We start from the raw sequence: 19,232 nt of genomic DNA, 5'->3' as shown, positions 1-19,232 counted from the left end.
CGCCGTGGGTGGGGCAGGGCCTGCTCAATATTGCCTTTGCTGGGTCGTTGCAGCAGCTCAGCAGTTCGGCCTTTGGCCTGGTTTTGCAGCCCCAGATGGTGCCGGGTACGCCGCAAGCGCTGCAGGCGCAGCTGCACATGCTGCGCACCAGCGCCCTCTTGCAGCTGGAATTACAACCCCTGCCCAGCCAGGTGGCCCAGCAGGCGGTGCAAGCGGCCGCCGCCTATACCCCGGCGCAGTTGCTGCCGCAGGAGTGGCAGGCGTTGCTGCATGGCCGTGTGACCGATCCCTGGGTGCAAATGGCGCAACTGCATGCCAGTGGCCAGCAACCGCGCCAGATGCGCCACGAGGGGGAGCAGCGCGGGCTGTGCGTGGTCGATGGCTGCCAATACCAGGGCCGGGCGGTGTGCGCCCAGCCGTTTTGTGCCCAGATGAATTACCTGTGGTCGGTGGCGCGGGCGCAAAGCCGGGCCTAGCTTGCCTTGCGGGATGGCCCCGTTTTAGGGGCGGTGACGATCGCTGGCAATGCGCCCATCGGCCAGGTGGACGATGCGGTCGCATTGCTCGGACAGGCGCAGATCGTGCGTGACCATCAGCACGGCGCAGCCAAAGGCCTGGTTGAAGTGGCGCAGCAGCTGGAACACCTCGGCCGCAGAGCGGCTGTCAAGGTTGCCCGTGGGTTCGTCGGCCAGCAGCAGCGCCGGTTGGGTCACCAGGGCGCGGGCCACGGCCACGCGCTGCTGTTGCCCGCCAGAGAGCTGGTCGGGGCGCTGCTGCGCCAGCTTCTCTAGCCCCACTTGGGCAAGCAGGTGCTGGGCAAATTCTGTGTGCTCGCGCGTGGGCTTGCCGTGGGCCAGGGCGATGGGCATCAGCACATTCTCGAGCGCAGTAAATGCCGTGATCAGGTGGTGGAACTGAAAGACAAAGCCGATGTGCTGCCCGCGCAATGCCGTGCGCTGGGCCTCGTCCATGCCGCTGGTGGGCTGGCCCAGCAGGTGCAGCTCGCCTGCCGTGGGGGTGTCTAGCAGGCCGATCAGGTTCAGCAGCGTGCTTTTGCCTGAGCCGGAGCTGCCCGTCAGCGCGGTGAAGTCGCTGCGCTGCAGGCGCAGCGATAGCCCGTGCAGCACCTGTGTTTCGGTGGGCTGGCCTGCGTTGTAGCGTTTGCACAGGCCGTCCAGGCGCAGCACTTCTTGGTCGCCGCTGGTGTGCTCAGACATGGCGGATGGCCTGCACCGGGTCTAACGTGGCCGCACGCCGCGCTGGGATGGCGGCCGCCACAATGCCGGTGGCCGTGGCCAGGCCAGCGGCCAGCACTGCCAGCCAGGGGTCGAGCGGAATGTAGAACAGCTGGGCGGAAAAGTTGTTGAAGATGGCCACTAGGCCATAGCTGGCCAGGCTGCCCAGCAGCGAGCCGACCAGGCCAAACATGGCCCCCTGCAGCAAAAACACCCGCAGCATCTGCTGCCGGCTGGCCCCCATGGCCCGCAGAATGCCGATTTCGCGGGTGCGCTGCACGACGCTGACGGCCAGCACGCTGGCAATGCCCAGCGCCACGCTCAAGGCCACAAAGCTGCTGATCATCTGGGTGGACAGGCGCTGCGATTGCAGGGCATTCATCAGCTGGGTGTTGGTTTCAATCCAGCTTTGGGCTTGCAGCCCCGTTAAGCGGCTGATGTGGGTGGCCATGGTTTGCGCTTCAAAGATGTGGTGCAGCTTCAAGTCCAGGCTGGTGGCGGCACCGGGCAGGTTCAGCAGCGACTGGGCTTGCTGCATGCCCAGATAGACGTAGCGCGTATCCAGCTCGCGCACCCCCAGTTGGAAGATGCCGGCGACGCTGACCACGCTCTCCTGGCCCTGGCCGGCATCCAGGCGCAGCTTGTCGCCCACGCGCAGGCCCAGGTCGGCGGCCAGTTGGCGGCCGATGAGGGCATCGTGCGCCTGCAGGCGAAAGGCACCGGCCACGATGGCCTCTTCCAGGGCGATGATGCGCCGGTAGCGCGGCGGATCAATGCCCAGCAGGCTGACCGGCATCGAGGCCTGGCCCCGGCGGGCAAAGGCGGGCCCCGAGATCAGCGGGGAGACGGCCGAGAGCTGGGGCAGGCCGTCAAGCACATCGCGCACCTGTTGCCAGTTGTTGATGGAGCGCAGGCGCTGGGCGCGTTGGTCCTCCAGCACCAGCTGCACATGGCCGGGCGGTGCGGGGGCGATGAGGTTGCGCTCTTTGGGCGGCTGCACCTTGATGTGGGCCTGGGTGCCCAGGGTGCGGTCGATGATGTTGTTTTGCAGGCCCGTGATCAAGGCAGTCAGAAACACCAGCACGGCCACGCCCACGGCAATGCCCACCAAAATCAACGTGCTTTGCGTCTTGCCCTCGCGCAGGAAGCGGGTGGCCAGCGTCCATTCAATCCACAGAGGCCATCCCGATTGCCGTCCCCCGGCGGGCTGGGGCGTGCGCGGGTGGCTCATGGTGCGGCCCATGGCAGTGGGCGCTCCAGTACGCGCACGCGCTGGCCCGGCTCCAGGGGGGGTTGCGCATCGGCCAGCACCCAGTCACCGGCTTGCAAGCCCGCTGTGACCTGGGTTTGCACCAGGCCGCGCAGGCCCAGCTGCAGCTCGCGGCGCACGACACGGCCTTGCTCCACCACCCAAACGTGGGGGCGCTCGCCGTCCAGATTGGCCAGGGCATCGTTGGGCACGACGATGGCCGAGGCCTGCGCACCGGTTTGAATATTGACCGAAACCGTCATGTCCTGGCGCAAAAAATCGGGCGCAGCGGCCACCGCAAGGCGCACCTCCACCGTGCCGCGCTGGGGGTCGATGCTGGGCGCAATAAAGTCCAGTTCGGCCGCAAAAGGCTGGCGCGGATACGCATCGGCAATGCACCTGGCCGATTGCCCCAGGGCCAGTACCTCCAGGTTTTTTTCATCCAGCGCCACCAGCACCTCGGTGGTGCCATCGCCGGCCATCTCGAACAGAACCTGGCCCGGCTGCACCAGGTCGCCCGGCTCGGCATGGCGGGTGAGCACGGTGCCGGCCACCTCCGCGCGGATAGTGGCCTTGTCCAGCTGCGCCTGGGCACTGGCCAGCCGGGCCTGGGCGCTGGCTTCCTGGGATTGGCCGGGCTGCAGTGCGCGCGCTTGCAGCTGGGCTTGTTCGGCGGCCAGGCGGGCCAGGGTTTCGGCCTCTATGGCTTGTTCCAGCGCTTCGTGGCTGATGGCCTGTTGGCTGGCCAGCAGGCGGCGGCGTTCTAGTTCCCGGCGGGCTTGCTGCCACTGCTGCTGTGTTTGCTGCACGGCCCGCTGGGCTTGTGGGCGGGTGGATTGCTGCAGCTCGGTCAAGGCAGCACGGGCCTGGCGCACCTGGGCCTGCAGGTCGTCGGCGCGCAGCACGGCCAGCACCTCGCCGGGGCGCACCCGGTCGCCCTCGCGCACGTGCCGCTGCAGTACCACCCCGGTAATGGGGCTGCCCACCTGCACCCGCGCGGGGGCCGTGACCCGCCCCGTGGCCACCACGGTCTGCACCAGGGGCTGGGCCACCACTTGGTAAGCATCCAGCCGGGGGCCGGCCATTTTTTGGGCCCCAATCCCACCCAGGGCCAGCACCAGCAGCGTGGCACCGCCGGCTATCCAAAGAGAGCGACGTTGCATCAATCCTGCCTGTGTTGTGGTGGCAAAGGGTTTACTGGGCCGTGCACTGCAGCGGCACCATGCGGCCAATCTCGACGGTCAGGTCATCGCCCTTGCCGCGAATGGTGTTGGGGCCATTGCTGTAGATAAAGCCCGAGCCGCTGGGCTGCTGCGCCAGGGTGATGCTGCTGCCCTGGTGCGTGAGCACAGCGGTTTCATTGGCGGGCGAAAAGCGCACCGCAATGGCCGTGCCGTTGGTGCACATAAACGCCACCTCCAGGTCGTCGGCAGGGCGCGGCGCGGTGCTGCTGCAGGCGCTCAGGGCGACCGTGGCGCTGATGGCCAGCAGGGCGGGGTAGATTTTGGAGTGCATGGCGTTGCTCAGGGGCTGGTTGGGGGATTGGATTGGTACGGGGCTGTTTACGCCCGCCAGCCACGGCCGCCTTGGGCCAGATCCTGCAATACCGCTTCGGTGTGCGCTCCGGCAGGGTGGGTGGGGTTGATGGGGTAGGGCGCAGCGCCAAAGCGCGGGGCCGGGCTGGCTTGCAGTGTGTCCTGGGGCTCGGCATACACGCCACGCGCTTGCAGGTGGGGGTGGTGCAGCGCCGCTTTGGGGCTGAGCACGGCAGAAAAGCACGCATCTGTGCCTTCCAGCAGGGCCTGCCAGTGGGCCTGGGGGTGTTGCAAAAACAGCGCCGCCAAGCGGGCGCGGCGCTGGGGCCAGGCGCGGCGGTCCCATTGGTCGCCGGTGAAGTCCGGGTCGCCCTCCAGGCCCAGCCGCTGCAGCAGCAATTGGTAGAACTGCGGCTCAATCGGCCCAATGACGATGTGCTCCCCATCCGCGCAGACATAGGTGTCGTAGAACGGTGCCATGGTGTGCAGGCTGGTGCTGCGCGTGTCGCCCACCAGGCCGGTGCTGCGCATGCTGAGCATGAGGTTGAGCATGTGCGCCGCGCCATCGACGATGGCGGCATCCACCACCGTGCCCTGGCCGCTGGCGCGCGCCTGCAGCACACCGGCCAGCAGCCCCGTCATCAAATAGAGCGCACCGCCGCCAATGTCCCCCAGCACGCCCACGGGGGCGACGGGGCGGGCATCGGCCGGGCTGCAGCCCCACATGGCCCCGGACAGGGCGGTGTAGTTGGCATCGTGCCCCGCGGTGTGTGCCAGCGGGCCGTGCTGGCCCCAGCCGGTCATGCGGCCATAGACCAGGGCGGGATTGACGGCGTGGCACTCTTGCGGGCCCAGGCCCAGGCGCTCCATGCTGCCGGGGCGCATGCCTTCGATCAGCACATCGGCATCGCGCACCAGCTGCAGCACCAGGGCGCGGCCCTCGGGGGATTTGAGGTCGGCAAAGACCGAGCGCTTGCCCCGGTTGAGCAAATCGCCCGTGATGGGCAGGCCGCCGTTGCCGGGGCGCACCAGGCTGATCACGTCGGCCCCCAGGTCGGCCAAGTGCATGGCGCAGAACGGGCCGGGGCCCAGGCCGCCAATTTCCAGCACGCGCAGGGTGTGCAAAACTTTTTCCATGCTTGTCTCCTTGTTCATGTTTTTGATAGCTGTTTGCGCTTTTGAAATGGTGATTTCAGCTAAAAACTATGGTGAAACCATTGAATAGCAAGCGCAAAGAGCTATTGTTTAGGCAGGTGTTTAGGCGTGCGCTGGGTAAAACAGCTTGCGCGTGGGCACGGGCGCAACGGCTTGGGCAATGGCACCAATGTGGTCGGGCGTGGTGCCGCAGCAGCCGCCCAGAATGTTCACCAGCCCCTCGGCGGCAAACTCGTGCACCAGGCGGCTGGTGACCTCGGGCGTTTCGTCAAAGCCGGTGTCGCTCATGGGGTTGGGCAGGCCGGCGTTGGGGTAGCAGCTGATGAAGGTATCGGGCGCGGCCTTGGCCAGCTCTTGGATGTAGGGGCGCATCAGCGCCGCGCCCAGCGCGCAGTTCAGGCCCACCGACAGCGGGTTGGCATGGCGCACGCTGTGCCAGAACGCGGTCACGGTTTGGCCCGACAGAATGCGCCCCGAGGCATCGGTCACCGTGCCGCTGATCATGATGGGCAGGCATTCGCCGGTCTGCTCAAACGCCTCATCGACGGCAAACAGCGCCGCTTTGGCGTTCAAGGTGTCGAAAATGGTTTCCACCAAAATCACGTCCGCCCCGCCTTCAATCAGGCCCAGGGTTTGCTCCAGATAGGCCACGCGCAGCTGCTCAAAGTTGATGTTGCGTGCGCCGGGGTCGTTCACGTCGGGGCTGATGCTGGCGGTTTTGGGCGTGGGGCCCAGGGCCCCGGCGACAAAGCGCGGGTGGTCGGGGGTGGAGAATTTGTCGCAGGCCGCGCGCGCCAGCTTGGCGCTTTCTAAGTTCATCTCGTAGGCCAGATGGCCCATGTGGTAGTCGTCCTGGGCGATGCTGGTAGCGCCAAAGGTGTTGGTCTCGATCAGGTCGGCCCCGGCGGCCAAGTAGCCTTCGTGGATGTCGCGGATTACATCCGGGCGCGTCAGGCTGAGCAGCTCGTTGTTGCCCTTCACATCGTAGGCAAAGTCGGCAAAGCGCTCGCCCCGGTACTGGGCCTCGGTGAGCTTGAAGCGCTGGATCATGGTGCCCATGGCCCCATCCAAGATGGCAATACGTTGTTCCAGGATGGCTGGCAGCTGTTGGGCGCGGGTGTAGGTGGGCAAAGTCATGGACGCAGATTGTAGGAAGTTGGCCGCGCTCTTTTCGGCCAAGAAGGGTGTTGCCACCCGCCAGCGCGGTGCCAATACCGATTGCCCCTCTTGGAACTAGGTATATTCCCTGGTTCTCAACCTTGTCAGTTTTGCGGAGATTTCTATGGCTCATCTTGTCTGGAGCGCCGACTTGGACACCGGGATTGCGGAAATTGACCGCCAGCACCAACGCATCGCCCAGTACATCAACACCTTGTACAACTTGCGCAGCTCGCCAGACCGGCAAGCACTGTCCCAGGTGATTGCCGACACCGCCGATTACACCGAATCGCACTTTGCCTTTGAAGAAAGCCTGCTGGAGCAAGCGGGCTACACCTTTTTAGGCCCGCACAAAAAGGTACACGAGCTTTTTATCCGCCGCATTGTGTCGATTCAAGAGCGTTTTGCAGCCGGGGAAGATGTGGCCGACGAGCTGCACAAGCTGCTGTCGCGCTGGCTGTTTAGCCACATTCGCACCGAAGACCACGCCTACGCCGCCACCGTGAAGAAATATTTAAACCGCGTCGATGCTGCCCCGCGCCAGGGCGCGCCCGATGCGGAGACACGGCACATTGATTACGAAAAACTCTTTCCCGAGCTAGAGCACCGGATGCAAAAAAAAGGCTGGCTAGCGCGTTTGTTTGGGCGCTAGCCTGGCTGGGCACTGACGCAACCGGCGGCACCGCGCTAAGCGCGCGGCACCTCCAGCCCGCGTTGCACAGCGGGGCGGGCCAAAAAGGCCGCCAGCGCCCGCGCCACGTGCGGGAAATCGCTCCAGCCAACCACCTCGGCCGCCTCATAAAAGCCAATCAGGTTGCGCACCCAGGGGAAGATGGCCATGTCGGCAATGGTGTAGGCATCGCCCACCATCCAGGGTTGGTGGCTCAAGTGCTTATCCAGCACCCCCAAGAGGCGCTTGGCCTCGTTCACATAGCGGTCGCGCGGGCGTTTGTCTTCAAAGTCTTTGCCGGCAAATTTATGAAAAAAGCCCAGTTGCCCCAACATCGGCCCCAGGCCGCCCATTTGCCACATCAGCCATTGCAGCGTGGTGTAGCGCTGGGCCGGGTCGGCCGGGAGAAATTGCCCGGTTTTTTCAGCCAGATAAATCAAGATGGCCCCCGATTCAAACAGCGCCAACGGCTGGCCGCCCGGGCCGTGGGGGTCGAGGATGGCGGGGATTTTGTTGTTGGGATTGAGCGCTAAAAACGCCGGGTGAAACTGGTCGTTGTGCTCAAAGCGGATGGTGTGCGCCTCGTAGGGCAGGCCCATTTCTTCCAGCGCAATCGACACTTTCACGCCATTGGGCGTGGCCAGCGAATACAGCTGCAGCCGCTCAGGATGCTGGGGCGGCCATTGGGCGGTAATGGGGTGGTTGAGCAGGGCGGGGGTCATCGTGGGCTCCTTTGTGTAAACCGAAAGCCCCCAACCCTACACCCAATTCCGATCACGCAGCAGGCTGCAGGTAACGCCCGCGCAATTGGGCCAAGGCCGACGGCCCCAGCCCCAGGGCTTCGTGCAAATAGGCATGGATGCTGCCCCAGTGCTGCGCCACGGCGACGTAGGCACTGTCTAAAAACGCCGGTTGCACCGTCCACAGCACGTGCAGCACTTCGGGCGGAATGTGCTGGGCCGCCTGCGCGGCCAAGGCGGCGGGGCGGCGGTAGAGCTGGTTGGTGAGCAAATAGTCCTGCGCAATCACTTCTGGGGCTACGCCCAGCGCGTGCAGCAGCAAGGCGGCGGCCCAGCCGGTGCGGTCTTTGCCCGCAGTGCAGTGAAAGACCAGCGGGCGCTCATCCTCCAGCAGCAGGGCAAACCAGCGGGCAAACACCGGCGCGGACTCCACCACCAGGCCCCGGTAGGTAGCCTGCATCAGCGCCACGGTGTCGGCCACGCTCAAGTGCCCGCCCACTTTCAACAGCTGCATTGCCTCGTGCACCAGGGTGGGCTCAATCACCAGGCTGTGCTGCTGCAGCTGGGGCCAGTCGTAGCCGTGCTGGGCGCGTTCCTGCGCACCGCGAAAATCCACCGCGCGGGCCACGCCCAGGGCATCCAGTTGCGCCAGATCGCCCGCGCTCAGGTCGGCCAGATGGTCGGAGCGGTACACCTGACCCCAGCGCAGCCGCTGCCCCTGGTGGCCGCTGTAGCCGCCCAGATCACGAAAGTTGCTGCAGCCGTGCAGGGGAATGTGGCGCTGCGCGGCGGCAGGGGCCGTGGGCATTGGTGCAGACATCGGCGCAGGCATTGGCTTACGCATTGGCCACCAGGTGCGGGCCGATCAGGCCGGTCAGCTCAAACATGCCGGCGCGGTCTTTGCCCAGCACGGCGCGCAGTTTGTCGTCGGCCACGATGGTGCGTTTGTCTTGCGGGTCTTGCAGGTTGTGCGCCTTGATGTAGTCCCACAGTTTTTTCAGCGCCTCGGTGCGGGCCACGGCATCGCTGCCGATGACGGCGGCCAGCGCGGCATCGGGGTGGTAGTTGGCTGCTGCAGGTTTGCGAGCTGCAGGCGCTTTACTGGCGGTTGTTTTGGTGGTTTTTGCTTTTACAGCGCTGGTTTTAACAGCGGAAGCAGCTCCTTTTTTAGGAGGGTATTTGCTTTCGCGCTGCTCAAATTCAAAGCCGACTTTGCCGCCCGCCTTGTCCCACACCAAATGCGCCTTGAAGGCGCGGCGCGTGCGGTTGGAGATGAATTTGTCCAGCAAATCGGTCTTGCCCGTGGCCAGCAGTTTTTGCATTTGCTCGGGGGCAATGGGCTGCTGCAGGATGATTTGGCCGGATTTGAAGTTGCAACTGGGCGCAGGCTGGGCGGCGGTGGGCACGGCCTTGCTGCACACGTAGTTGCTGCCGTGGGCAAACACGGGTGCGCCACAGGCCGGGCACGCGCCCAGGCTGGTTTGGCCGCTGAAATCGACGATTTCGGCGTTTTCCTCGCTGGCTTTGTCGTCGCCAAAGTCAAATTCCAGCTTGAACTGGCCGGTGTCTTTGTCGCTGACGATGGCCAGCTCCGAGGTAAACGGCCAACCGGCCTTGGAGCGAAAGCCCTCCAGCGGGCCGATGCGCCGCTCGCGCAGCAGGGTTTCGGCCTCGTGCGTTTCAAAGGTGCGCCCGGCGGGCGATTTGGTGAAGGAAAAGCCGCAGCCCTCGCCCGCCCCGTCGGCCCCGGTGCAGGCGTAGCGGCGGTAGTTTTCTTTGACGATGCCGTCGCACTGCGGGCACGGCGAGGTCAGCGTGGCGTAGTTGCCGGGGATGGTGTCGCGGTCGTATTCCTTGGCTTTTTGCACCAGGCGCTCGGTCATTTGGGCAATTTTTTGCATGAACTGGGCGCGGGGCAGCTCGCCGCGCTCCATCTGCGCCAGCTTGTATTCCCATTCGCCGGTCAGCTCGGGCTTGCACAGCTCTTGCACATCCAGGCCGCGCAGCAGGGTCATCAGTTGAAACGCCTTGGCCGTGGGCAGCAGCTCGCGGCCCTCGCGCAGCAGGTATTTTTCGGACAGCAGCCCTTCGATGATGGCGGCGCGGGTGGCTGGGGTGCCCAGGCCTTTTTCCTGCATGGCGCTGCGCAGCTCTTCGTCTTCCACCTGCTTGCCCGCGCTTTCCATTGCGCCCAGCAGGGTCGCTTCAGAGTAGCGCGCCGGCGGTTTGGTGTGCAGCGGCTTGGCCTGGGCCAGTGCCACGCGGGGGTGTTCGCCCGGCTGCACGGCCACCAGGGGCTGGCCTTTGTCGCCGTCTTTGCCACCGTCGGTTTCGCTGGCCGCTTCTTTGCCGTAAATGACCAGCCAGCCGGGGTGGATGAGCACCTTGCCCTCGGTTTTGAAATGGTGCTGCGCTACCTGGCTGATGCGCGTGGTGATCTGGTACTGCGCGGCCGGGAAGAACACCGCCATGAAGCGGCGCACCACCAGGTCGTACAGCTTTTGCTCGGCCTCAGACAGGCCGCTGGGTGCTTGCGTGGTGGGGATGATGGCAAAGTGGTCGCTGACCTGGCTGTTGTCGAACACGCGCTTGGTCGGGCGCAGGTAGTTGTGCTCCAGCGCCTGGCGGGCAAACGGGGCCAGGTGGCTGTGCTGCGAGGTGGCCAGCATCTCCAGCGTCTGGCGCGTGGTGGGCAGGTAGTCCTCGGGCAGGTGGCGCGAATCGGTACGCGGGTAGGTCAGCGCCTTGTGCTTTTCGTACAGCGCCTGCGCCAGCGCCAAGGTGGTTTTGGCCGAAAAGCCGAACTTGCCGTTGGCCTCGCGCTGCAGGCTGGTCAGGTCAAACAGCAGCGGGCTGGCCTGGGTGCTGGGCTTGGATTCTTCGGTGACGGTGGCGGGCTGGCCTTGCACGGCGCTGGCAATGGCCTGGGCATCTTCGGCCTTCCACAGGCGGTCGGCCTTGGCCTCGGGGTCGTCGGATTTTTTAAATTTGGGGTCGAACCACTTGCCCGCGTACTGCCCGGCCTGGGCGGCAAAGTTGGCATGCACCTCGAAATATTCACGGCTTTGGAAGGCGCGGATTTTTTCCTCGCGCGTGACGATGAGCGACAGCGTGGGCGTTTGCACCCGGCCCACGGTGGTCAAAAAGAAGCCGCCATCGCGCGAGTTGAACGCCGTCATGGCCCGCGTGCCGTTGATGCCGACCAGCCAATCGGCCTCGGAGCGGCTGCGGGCCGCATCGGCCAGGCCTTGCATTTGCGCATCGCTGCGCAGGTTGTTAAAGCCATCGCGGATGGCCTGCGGGGTCATGGACTGCAGCCACAGGCGCTGGATGGGTTTGCCCAGGCCGCCTTTGGCACCGCCGGCGTATTGCTCGATCAGGCGAAAGATCAGCTCGCCCTCGCGCCCCGCGTCGCAGGCGTTGATGAGTTGGGTTACATCTTTGCGCTTGGCTTGCTTGACGACGGCGGCCAGGCGGCTTTTGGTTTTATCGACCGGTTTCAGGTCAAACCGTGGCGGAATCACCGGCAGGTGGGCAAAGCTCCACTTGCCGCGTTTGACGTCGAACTCTTCGGGGGCCTGAATTTCCACCAGGTGGCCCACCGCGCTGGTGACCACGTAGTGCTCGCTCTCGAAATAGTCGTCGTATTTGTCAAATTTGCCCGCAATGGGGGTCAGCGCCCGCACGATGTCTTGGGCCACGGAGGGTTTTTCTGCAATGACGAGGGTTTTGCTCATGCTCAGGCTGGGCCGTGAAGGCCTTCTACAATTCGTTGGTTTGTGAAATTGGTGAAATTATTTTCTCGCGTGCGCACGCACGCATACCTATTCAAGTTATCAGAGTTTTTCATGTCCGGCAGCGCCACTCTCTTTTTTTCTCAGGTTCGCGCATGAGCGTGCGTTGGTACCCCGAAGACCTGTGGCAACACACCGCCCCTGTGCTGCCCGGCTTTACCGTGGAGGTGCTGCCCCGCATTGACTCGACCAACACCGAGCTGATGCGCCGCGCCCGCGCCGGGCAGACCGAGCCGATTTTGCTCATCGCCGAAGACCAAACCGCCGGCAAAGGCCGCCAGGGCCGCCCCTGGAGCAATGCGCCGGGCAGCAGCCTGATGTGCTCTTTGGCCCTGCCCCTGGCCCCGCGCGATTGGTCGGGCCTGTCGCTGGCCGTGGGCGTGGCCATGGCCCAGGCCCTGCAGCCAACCGACCCCAACGCCGCCTTGCGCATCGGCCTGAAATGGCCCAACGACCTGTGGCTGACCGATGACCGCAAGCTCGGCGGCATTCTGATTGAAACGGCCAACCTCCCCCAGGCCCGCCGGGGCGAGCGCTACGTCATCATCGGCATGGGCGTGAACATCCAGCCCCCGGTGGCCACCGGCAGCTGGGCTACCCGCCCGGCCAGCTTGCAAGAGCTGGACCCGCGCTGGAGCGCCCCGCTGGCCCTGGCCCAATTGCTGCCGCTGGTGGTGCGCCAAGTGCTGGAGTTTGCCGACACCGGCTTTGCCGCCTGCGTGGCCAGCTTTGCCCGCCTGGACCTCTTGCGCGGCCGCTGGGTTCACACCAGCGATGGCATCGTGGGGCAGGCGCTGGGTGTAGGCCCGGACGGGGCGCTGCACATCCAAACAGAGCACGGCGTGCAGACCATTCACAGCGCCGAGGTGAGTGTGCGCCCGCAAAATATGCCCTTGCCTTGAACTGCCCGAAACGACCATGCTGCGCCTTCTTCTGATTTTGTTGTTTGCTGCCAACCTGGCCTACGCCGCCTGGGGGCAGGGCTGGCTTGTGGCCGTGGGCTGGGGCCCCAGCCCCACCAATGAGCCCTGGCGCTTAGAAAAGCAAATGCGCCCCGAGGCCGTGCAGCTGATCGCTGTGGCGGCCAACCCGCCCCCGGCGGCCGATGCGGCGGCAGCGCGGCCAACGCCTAAAACAGAAGCTGTTGCCGCTGAAGAAATCAGCAATACAGAATCAAACACCCCAACAAACCAAGCAAACAAAGCGCCAACAGCTCCTGAATCAGAAGCGGCCCCCGCTGCGCCCACGGCCCCACCCGCCCCCGACACCCAATGCCTGCAGGCCGGGCCGTTCAGCCAAGATGAGGCCAAAACCCTGCGCAACGCCTTGCGGGCGCAAGAGCTGGCCTGGGACAGCTACGAAATGCGCAGCCAAGACATGCCCGGGCGCTGGATGGTTTACTTGGGCAAATTCCCCAGCCAAGAGCTGCTCAACCGCCAGCGCACCTCGCTGCGGGCGCAAAACATCGACACCGACCGCGCTGGGGGCAACCTGGAGCCCGGCCTGTCGCTGGGCCGCTTCTCCTCGGAAGAGGCCGCCACGCGCGAACTCACCCGCCTGCTGCGCAAAGGCGTGCGCGGGGCCCGGGTGGTGCAGGAGCGTGCTGCGGCCCAGGTCTTCACCCTGCGCCTGCCCGCAGCCACCGCGGCCCAGCAGGCCCAGCTGGGGGCCTTGGGCCCGGCGTTGGCGGGCAAGGTGTTGCAGCGCTGTGAGGAACTCTAAGTCCCGCGCTGCCAGCGCACAAAACCGGTCAGGCCCGCGCGGCGCGGTTGGGGTTTGTGGTCAAATACGCCGCTTCAAAGGGGAGTAGCTTCCTGCCGGTGGCGGCCAGCCCGGGCAGTTGAGCAGGTCGTCAGCACGAAGCATTCGCTTCCGGCCTGCCCAGCAGTGCAGCGCACTGTGAGCAAGACTTTTGGGCGACTGCGGTGCATGGTCCCCCAGGTGCTTTCCCCCGCCCGGCGCTCTGCCGGGCGCTGGCTTACTCCTTCGGTGCCCTGCCTGCAGTTGTCTATTTGCCTTTGACTTAGAACGTGTTCATGGTCTCGAATGAAGGTGTGGGGGATGCGGTTCGGGATGGGTTGCGAGGCGCAAACCACAGCAATAGCTTGGCTATTGCGAGGATTTGCAACGACGCAGACCGCCCGAAGCCGCGCCCGCACACCCATGAGGAGATCGCGAACACGTTCTTAGGTATTGATCGTGTATTGATCGTGTATTGATCTTGGTATGGGTATTGCTGCATTGGAGTTTGCAATGGATTTGGACTTTCTCTATCACGCCTCATTTTGGATTGCGCTGGGGCAAATCATCATCATCGACATCTTGCTCGGTGGTGACAACGCCGTGGTCATTGCCCTGGCCTGCCGCAAATTGCCGGCGGCGCAGCGCACCAAAGGCATTGTTTACGGCACTGCCGGGGCCATCGTGCTGCGCGTGGTGCTGATCATGTTTGCCATGACGCTGCTGAAACTGCCGTTTTTAAAACTGGCCGGGGCGCTGTTGCTGGTGTGGATTGGCATCAAACTGCTGGCCCCGGATGAGGAAGGGCACGAGAACATTACCGCCAGCGACCGCTTGCTGGCCGCCATCAAAACCATCATCGTCGCCGACTTGGTGATGAGTGTGGACAACGTGATTGCCATTGCCGGGGCCGCGCAAACAGCGCACCAAGACCACCAGCTGTTGCTGATCTCGCTGGGGCTGTTGATCTCTATCCCCATCATCGTCTGGGGCTCGCAGCTGGTGATCAAGTTGATGGAGCGCTTCCCTTCGGTGATTTTGGGCGGTGGCATGCTGCTGGGCTGGATTGCCGGGGGCATGCTGGTCAGCGATCCTGGGTTTATTGACCCCGAGCAATGGCTGTGGCTGCCCAAGCTGGGCCATTGGGATGCCAACGGCTTGGCGGTTGTGCCCAGCCCGGTGTACTGGAGCGCCCATATCTGCGGTGCCTTGCTGGTGCTGGGCGCAGGCAAATGGCTGGCGGCGCGCAAAAAGGCAGCCCCTGCTGCCCATTCTTCCACCTCGTAAGGAGCTGCTATGGCCCGATTATTTTTGCAATGGTTTTTAAGCGCCGGGGCCTTGCTCTTGGTGGCCAATCTTTTTAGCGGGGTGCAAGTGCACAGCCTGAGTTCAGCGCTGTGGGCGGCGCTGATTTTGGGCTTGCTCAATGCCGTGCTGCGCCCCGTGCTGGTGGTGCTGACGCTGCCCGTCACCCTGGTCACGCTGGGGCTGTTTTTGCTGGTGGTCAATGGCCTGGTGTTTTGGCTGGCCTCGGGGCTGCTGGGCGGGCTGCAAGTCAGCGGCTTTTGGGCGGCGGTTTGGGGGGCGCTGCTGTATTCGGCCTGTGGCTTGGTGATTGACTCACTGCTTGCGCGCTTCTTCCCGAAGTAATTCGGTCACGGCCCGCAAGCGGGTGTCTATGATCGAGGCTTCGATGTGGTCTTGATTGCCGCCGCGCCGCGCCAGGTCTTGTGCGGCCTTTAAGCGGTCTTGCGCGGCGCTGAAGTCGCGAATGGCCACCTGCGCCTCGGCCTGTGCCCGCAAGGCCCGCAGGGGCTGATTTTGTGCCTGCCAGGCCTGCGCCAGCCATTGCCAGGCCTGCGCATCCTGCGGGTGGGTGGTGACCCAGGTTTGCAGGCGCTCGCTGGCCAGCGCCGGGCGCTGCAAGGCCAGCTGGGCCTGGGCGAGCAAGAGCACGGCGGGGCGCAGAGTGGGTGCGGAGTGGCGCTCCACCAAGTCCAGCGCCTGCTGCGGCTGCCCTGCGGCCAAGGCCAATTCGGCCCCCAGCCAGGCACTTTGGCGCCGGGCGGCAGCATCGCTGGCCGGCACCAGCGCATCCAATTGCCGCCAGAAAGCGTGCGCCCCGGCGGTATCGCGCAATTGCTGGCTGGCCAAGGCCGCAGCGTACAAAATGGCCGCCCGCTGGGCCGCTGGCTGCTGGGCAAAATCGCTTTGCCCTGGCTGGGCCACCCATTGGCGCAGGCGATCCACGCCCGGCTGGCTCAGTACCCGGGCGCGGGCGGACATCATCGCGTCCTCCCACTGCGTTTGCAGCGGCGTGCCACGGCCGTGGGGCACGCGCGCTTGCATGTCGGCAATGCGTTCGCTGGTCAGGGGGTGGCTGCGCAAATAGGGCCAGCTGCCGTTGTCGTTCAGGCGGCTGGCCTGCTGCAATTTATCGAACATGCTGGCCGCCCCCTGGGGGTTGAAACCCGCCGGGGAGAGCAGGTTAAAGCCCACGCGGTCGGCCTCGCGCTCCATGTCGCGCGAAAAGCTCAACTGGTTTTGCACGGCGGCCGCCTGCCCGCCAATGATCAGCGCTTGCGCCGCGTCCGGGCTGGAGGAAGCGGCCAGCGCCCCCAGCACCAGGCCGCCAATCAGCAGGGGGATGTTCTTTTTTTCCTCGGCAAACATGCGGGCAATGTGGCGCTGGGTGACGTGGCTGAGTTCGTGCGCCAGCACCGTGGCCAGCTCATCGCGGTGGGCCACAGCGCCGATCAGGCCGGTGTGGACACCCAAATACCCGCCAGGCAGGGCAAAGGCGTTGATCGAGCGGTCGCGCCCCAGCAGCACCTGCCAGGCAAAGCGCTGGTAGAGCTCTTCGCTCAAATCGCCACGCTGCAGGGCCGCTTGCACCAAGGGCTGCCAAATTTGCATGACGTAGGCGTGCAGCGGGGCATCGTCCAGGTAATCGGGGTCGCGGTACAGGCTGGTGATGATGCTGTCGCCCAGCGCGCGCTCTTGGCTCAGGCTCAGTTCGGCCCCATCCCCCAGGTGGGGCAAGCCCCCTTGGGCACTGGCGGGCGTGGCCAGCAAGGACCCGGCCATGCACAGGCAGGCCAACACAGAACGGACAAAGCAGGCAGGGCGCCAAGGGGGCAGCATGATGGGCAAATCCTTTCAAGGGATGCTTATGATGCCCGGTTTTGCCACTGGTTCATTCTTGGAGCGCTGCCCATGCCGACCCCTTCCCCCTCGTCCCCGCTGACCCATTTTGATGCCCAGGGCCAGGCCCACATGGTTGATGTGGGGGCCAAGGCTGCCACCGAGCGCACCGCCATTGCCCAGGGCCGCATCGTGATGCAGCCGGCCACGCTGGCCCTGGTGCGTAGCGGCAGCGCCAAAAAGGGCGATGTGCTGGGCGTGGCCCGCATTGCGGCCATCATGGCGGCCAAAAAAACCAGTGATCTCATCCCCTTGTGCCACCCGCTGGCGCTGACCCGGGTGGCGGTGGACTTCAGCCTGCAGCCCGACGAAAACGCCATCACCTGCACCGCCACCGTGCAGACCGTGGGCCCAACCGGTGTAGAAATGGAAGCACTCACCGCAGTGCAGGTGGGCCTTTTAACCATTTATGACATGTGCAAGGCGGCCGATAAAACCATGGTCATGCAAGACATTCGCGTGCTGGAAAAGCACGGCGGCAAATCCGGCAGCTGGGTGCTGGCCTAAAGGTGCTAATAAGTAGAGTTACCTAAGTACAAGCGTGTGTGTAACCGCACGTATAAGTAGTTTTAACGACAATCAACTTCAGGGTAAACCACGCACAATCGCCTCCCTACTTAAGTAACGAGGAGATGAGTTGAGTACTTTATCGATTGTTGTTTCGCTGCTGCTGCTGATGTTCCTGGCGTACCGGGGCTACACCGTGCTGCTGTTGGCGCCGCTGATGGCCGCGCTGGCCGTGATCTTGTCTGGCGACATGGTGTTGCTGCTGCCCATTTACACCGAGACCTTCATGCGGGCCTTGGGCAATTACATCTTGGCCTTTTTCCCGGTGTTCCTGCTGGGCGCTTTGTTTGGCCAGCTGATGGCCGACTCGGGCGCGGCCACGGCCATTGCCAAGTGGATTGAACGCACCCTGGGGGCCAAACACGCCATCCTGACCGTGGTGCTGGCCTGTGCCATCTTGACCTATGGCGGGGTGTCGCTGTTTGTCGTGGCCTTTGCGATTTACCCGATTGCCAAGTCGCTGTTCCAGGATGCCGACATCCCCAAGCGCTTGGTGGCCCCGGCGATTGCCCTGGGCTCGTTCACCTTCACCATGACGGCCTTGCCGGGCACACCGGCGATTCAAAACGCCATTCCCATCAAGTTCTACGGCACCAACACCTTTGCTGCGCCGGGGCTGGGGGTGATCGGCTCGCTCATCATTTTTGCCCTGGGCATGCTCTGGCTGCGCTCGCGCGAACGCGCGGCCCGCGCCCAGGGGGAAGGCTATGGCATCCACGCCGATACTCTGGAGGCCAAAGGCCAGGTGGGCGAGGCCGACATGCGTGGCGATGCCCAGCGCAGCATGCCGCTGGTGTTGGCGCTGCTGCCGCTGGTGCTGGTGATTGGCATCAACGCGCTGTTTACCTACGGTGTTTTCCCCGGCATGCACTGGGACTTTTTGGCCGAGCGTTTTGCCACCATGGATGCCAACAAGCAAACCGGCATGTGGGCGCTGATCATTGCGCTGGTGCTGTCCTGCGCAACGCTGGTGCTGCTGGGCCTGGGGCGCTGGGCCAATCTGCAGCAAACCATTAACAAGGGCGTGCTCGGCTCGATGCTGCCGATTTTCAATACCGCTTCAGAAGTGGGCTATGGCGCGGTGATTGCCAGCCTGGCCGGGTTTGCCATCATCCGCGATGCGGTGCTGAACGTCTCGAGCAATCCGCTGATTTCCGAAGCCGTAGCCATGAACGTGCTGGCGGGGATTACCGGCTCGTCCTCGGGCGGCCTGTCGATCGCGCTGCAAACCCTGGGTGCGGACTACCTGAAGATGGCCGTGGACGCTGGCATCAGCCCCGATCTGATGCACCGCGTGGCGGTGATGTCGGCCGGCGTGTTTGACACCCTGCCGCACTGCGGCGCCATCATCACGCTGCTGTCGATTTGCGGGCTGACGCACCGCCAGTCCTACCTGAACATCGCCATGATGACCATTGTCATGCCGCTGATTGCCTTGGCCGCGGTGATTGCCCTGGGCACAGCCTTTGGCTCGTTCTAAGTCAATGTAAGGCCCGCGAAGCCACGCTTTAAAAAGAGCTGCTTGCGCTTGGATATTCTGCATTTCAAGGCTTAAACGCCTTGAAACACAATGAATACCAGCGCAAGCAGCTCTTTTTTTTATTCAGCTTTGGCTGGCAATTGCGCGGCAAATTGCAAGTCGGCCCAGGTTTGGGCTTTGTATTTTTTGGGCTGGCTGGTGCGCAGCAAAAAGCTCGGGTCGTAGCTGACGGCGGCGGCATGGCCGGCCAGATCAAAGCGCTGCTGGCGCAGCTGGCCCACGGGCTCATGGCGCTCTAGCACTGTTTGTGCCACTTTTTGCCCTAGCAGCAGCACCCGCGCGGGTTGCACCGTTTTCAGGGTGTGGGCCAACTGTGCGGGCAAGGGCTGCCAATCGACCGGGGCCAGGCTGCCCGCCATCTCGGCCGCCATGGGCAGGCCGCCGGGGCGCTGCAGCACGGCCAGCCACACCTGCGGGTGCTGGTGCAGGCCCAGGGCGCGCAGCATTTTGTCCAGCAAATCGCCCACCGCCCCAGCCAAGGGGGTGGCCGGATGGGTGCTTTCCAACAAAATCAACCACGGCCCGCCACTGGCCGGGCCACTGGCATCGGGGTACAGGTGGACGGCCGGGGCCAGTTGCCAGACTTCGGCGGCCTGCGCTGGGGCCACGGCGGCCACCTGTACCCCGATGCCAGTGGCCCGGCCA

The 19,232-nt window shown here is 64.5% G+C and carries 18 protein-coding genes and 1 pseudogene; 8 read left to right on the top strand and 11 right to left on the bottom strand.

The features are described 5' to 3' along the window. Positions 1-476: pseudogene (locus J1777_RS12830) on the top strand (hypothetical protein); the annotation flags it as partial. Between the two features lie 24 nt (positions 477-500). On the opposite strand, the gene J1777_RS12825 reads toward J1777_RS12830, so the two are convergent. The 6 genes from J1777_RS12825 to J1777_RS12800 form a co-directional block, all read right to left on the bottom strand. Next, entirely contained in the window at positions 501-1,217 is a 717-nt protein-coding gene (locus J1777_RS12825) for an ABC transporter ATP-binding protein (RefSeq protein ID WP_207576089.1), read from the bottom strand. Further along, positions 1,210-2,478, bottom strand: a complete 1,269-nt coding sequence (locus tag J1777_RS12820; protein ID WP_242700533.1) for an ABC transporter permease — start codon at positions 2,476-2,478, stop codon at positions 1,210-1,212. The genes J1777_RS12825 and J1777_RS12820 overlap by 8 nt, the downstream gene beginning before the upstream one ends. Then, complete coding sequence (locus J1777_RS12815) at positions 2,463-3,647, bottom strand: efflux RND transporter periplasmic adaptor subunit (protein WP_207576088.1); 1,185 nt, start codon at positions 3,645-3,647, stop codon at positions 2,463-2,465. The genes J1777_RS12820 and J1777_RS12815 overlap by 16 nt, the downstream gene beginning before the upstream one ends. 31 nt (positions 3,648-3,678) lie before the next feature. Continuing rightward, on the bottom strand, positions 3,679-3,999 hold the full coding sequence (locus J1777_RS12810) for an MliC family protein (RefSeq protein ID WP_207576087.1): 321 nt from the start codon (positions 3,997-3,999) through the stop codon (positions 3,679-3,681). Positions 4,000-4,046: 47 nt separating this feature from the next. Then, positions 4,047-5,156 (bottom strand): CaiB/BaiF CoA transferase family protein, encoded by a 1,110-nt coding sequence (locus tag J1777_RS12805; RefSeq protein WP_207576086.1) that lies wholly within the window; start codon positions 5,154-5,156, stop codon positions 4,047-4,049. A gap of 120 nt (positions 5,157-5,276) precedes the next feature. Then, complete coding sequence (locus tag J1777_RS12800) at positions 5,277-6,311, bottom strand: homocysteine S-methyltransferase family protein (protein ID WP_207576085.1); 1,035 nt, start codon at positions 6,309-6,311, stop codon at positions 5,277-5,279. A gap of 145 nt (positions 6,312-6,456) precedes the next feature. On the opposite strand from J1777_RS12800, the gene J1777_RS12795 reads away from it, so the two are divergent. After that, positions 6,457-6,984 carry a bacteriohemerythrin gene (locus J1777_RS12795; RefSeq protein ID WP_207576084.1) on the top strand — a complete coding sequence of 176 codons (528 nt, stop codon included), beginning with the start codon at positions 6,457-6,459 and terminating at the stop codon, positions 6,982-6,984. Positions 6,985-7,019: 35 nt separating this feature from the next. Here J1777_RS12795 and J1777_RS12790 read toward each other — a convergent pair whose 3' ends face one another. Genes J1777_RS12790 through J1777_RS12780 form a run of 3 tightly spaced genes read right to left on the bottom strand, consistent with a single transcriptional unit; the run spans position 7,020 to position 11,479 of the window. Then, the gene (locus J1777_RS12790; RefSeq protein ID WP_207576083.1) at positions 7,020-7,724 is read right to left on the bottom strand and encodes a glutathione S-transferase N-terminal domain-containing protein; all 705 of its coding nucleotides are present in this window, start codon (positions 7,722-7,724) and stop codon (positions 7,020-7,022) included. Positions 7,725-7,776: 52 nt separating this feature from the next. After that, positions 7,777-8,562 carry a tyrosine-protein phosphatase gene (locus tag J1777_RS12785; RefSeq protein WP_242700532.1) on the bottom strand — a complete coding sequence of 262 codons (786 nt, stop codon included), beginning with the start codon at positions 8,560-8,562 and terminating at the stop codon, positions 7,777-7,779. A gap of 16 nt (positions 8,563-8,578) precedes the next feature. Then, positions 8,579-11,479 (bottom strand): DNA topoisomerase III, encoded by a 2,901-nt coding sequence (locus J1777_RS12780; protein ID WP_207576082.1) that lies wholly within the window; start codon positions 11,477-11,479, stop codon positions 8,579-8,581. A 152-nt stretch (positions 11,480-11,631) separates the two neighbouring features. Here J1777_RS12780 and J1777_RS12775 point away from each other — a divergent pair, with 152 nt between their 5' ends. The 4 genes from J1777_RS12775 to J1777_RS12760 all read left to right on the top strand — a co-directional run bounded on the left by J1777_RS12775 (position 11,632) and on the right by J1777_RS12760 (position 14,926). Then, complete coding sequence (locus tag J1777_RS12775) at positions 11,632-12,438, top strand: biotin--[acetyl-CoA-carboxylase] ligase (protein ID WP_207576081.1); 807 nt, start codon at positions 11,632-11,634, stop codon at positions 12,436-12,438. A 16-nt stretch (positions 12,439-12,454) separates the two neighbouring features. Beyond that, the gene (locus J1777_RS12770; RefSeq protein WP_207576080.1) at positions 12,455-13,258 is read left to right on the top strand and encodes an SPOR domain-containing protein; all 804 of its coding nucleotides are present in this window, start codon (positions 12,455-12,457) and stop codon (positions 13,256-13,258) included. Positions 13,259-13,789: 531 nt separating this feature from the next. Beyond that, on the top strand, positions 13,790-14,563 hold the full coding sequence (locus tag J1777_RS12765; protein WP_207576079.1) for a TerC family protein: 774 nt from the start codon (positions 13,790-13,792) through the stop codon (positions 14,561-14,563). 9 nt (positions 14,564-14,572) lie between these two features. After that, a complete protein-coding gene (locus J1777_RS12760) occupies positions 14,573-14,926 on the top strand; it encodes a phage holin family protein (protein WP_207576078.1) in 354 nt (117 codons plus the stop codon). On the opposite strand, the gene J1777_RS12755 is transcribed toward J1777_RS12760, so the two are convergent. Continuing rightward, entirely contained in the window at positions 14,897-16,420 is a 1,524-nt protein-coding gene (locus J1777_RS12755; RefSeq protein WP_207576077.1) for a M48 family metalloprotease, read from the bottom strand. The two genes, J1777_RS12760 and J1777_RS12755, sit on opposite strands and share 30 nt — an antisense overlap. Positions 16,421-16,492: 72 nt before the next feature. Between J1777_RS12755 and moaC the strand changes: the two genes are divergently transcribed. Both moaC and J1777_RS12745 read left to right on the top strand, forming a co-directional pair. After that, complete coding sequence (gene moaC / locus J1777_RS12750) at positions 16,493-16,987, top strand: cyclic pyranopterin monophosphate synthase MoaC (protein ID WP_207576076.1); 495 nt, start codon at positions 16,493-16,495, stop codon at positions 16,985-16,987. Positions 16,988-17,117: 130 nt separating this feature from the next. Next, complete coding sequence (locus J1777_RS12745) at positions 17,118-18,527, top strand: GntP family permease (RefSeq protein ID WP_207576075.1); 1,410 nt, start codon at positions 17,118-17,120, stop codon at positions 18,525-18,527. 119 nt (positions 18,528-18,646) lie between these two features. Here J1777_RS12745 and J1777_RS12740 read toward each other — a convergent pair. Beyond that, a partial coding sequence (locus J1777_RS12740; RefSeq protein WP_207576074.1) for a uracil-DNA glycosylase family protein occupies positions 18,647-19,232 on the bottom strand: 586 nt, incomplete at its 5' end.

The organism is Comamonas denitrificans (assembly GCF_017368815.1).
GTDB lineage: Bacteria > Pseudomonadota > Gammaproteobacteria > Burkholderiales > Burkholderiaceae_C > Comamonas > Comamonas denitrificans.
The sequence above is the reverse complement of the archived record's forward strand: the minus strand, read 5'-3'. Positions and strand labels throughout refer to the sequence as shown.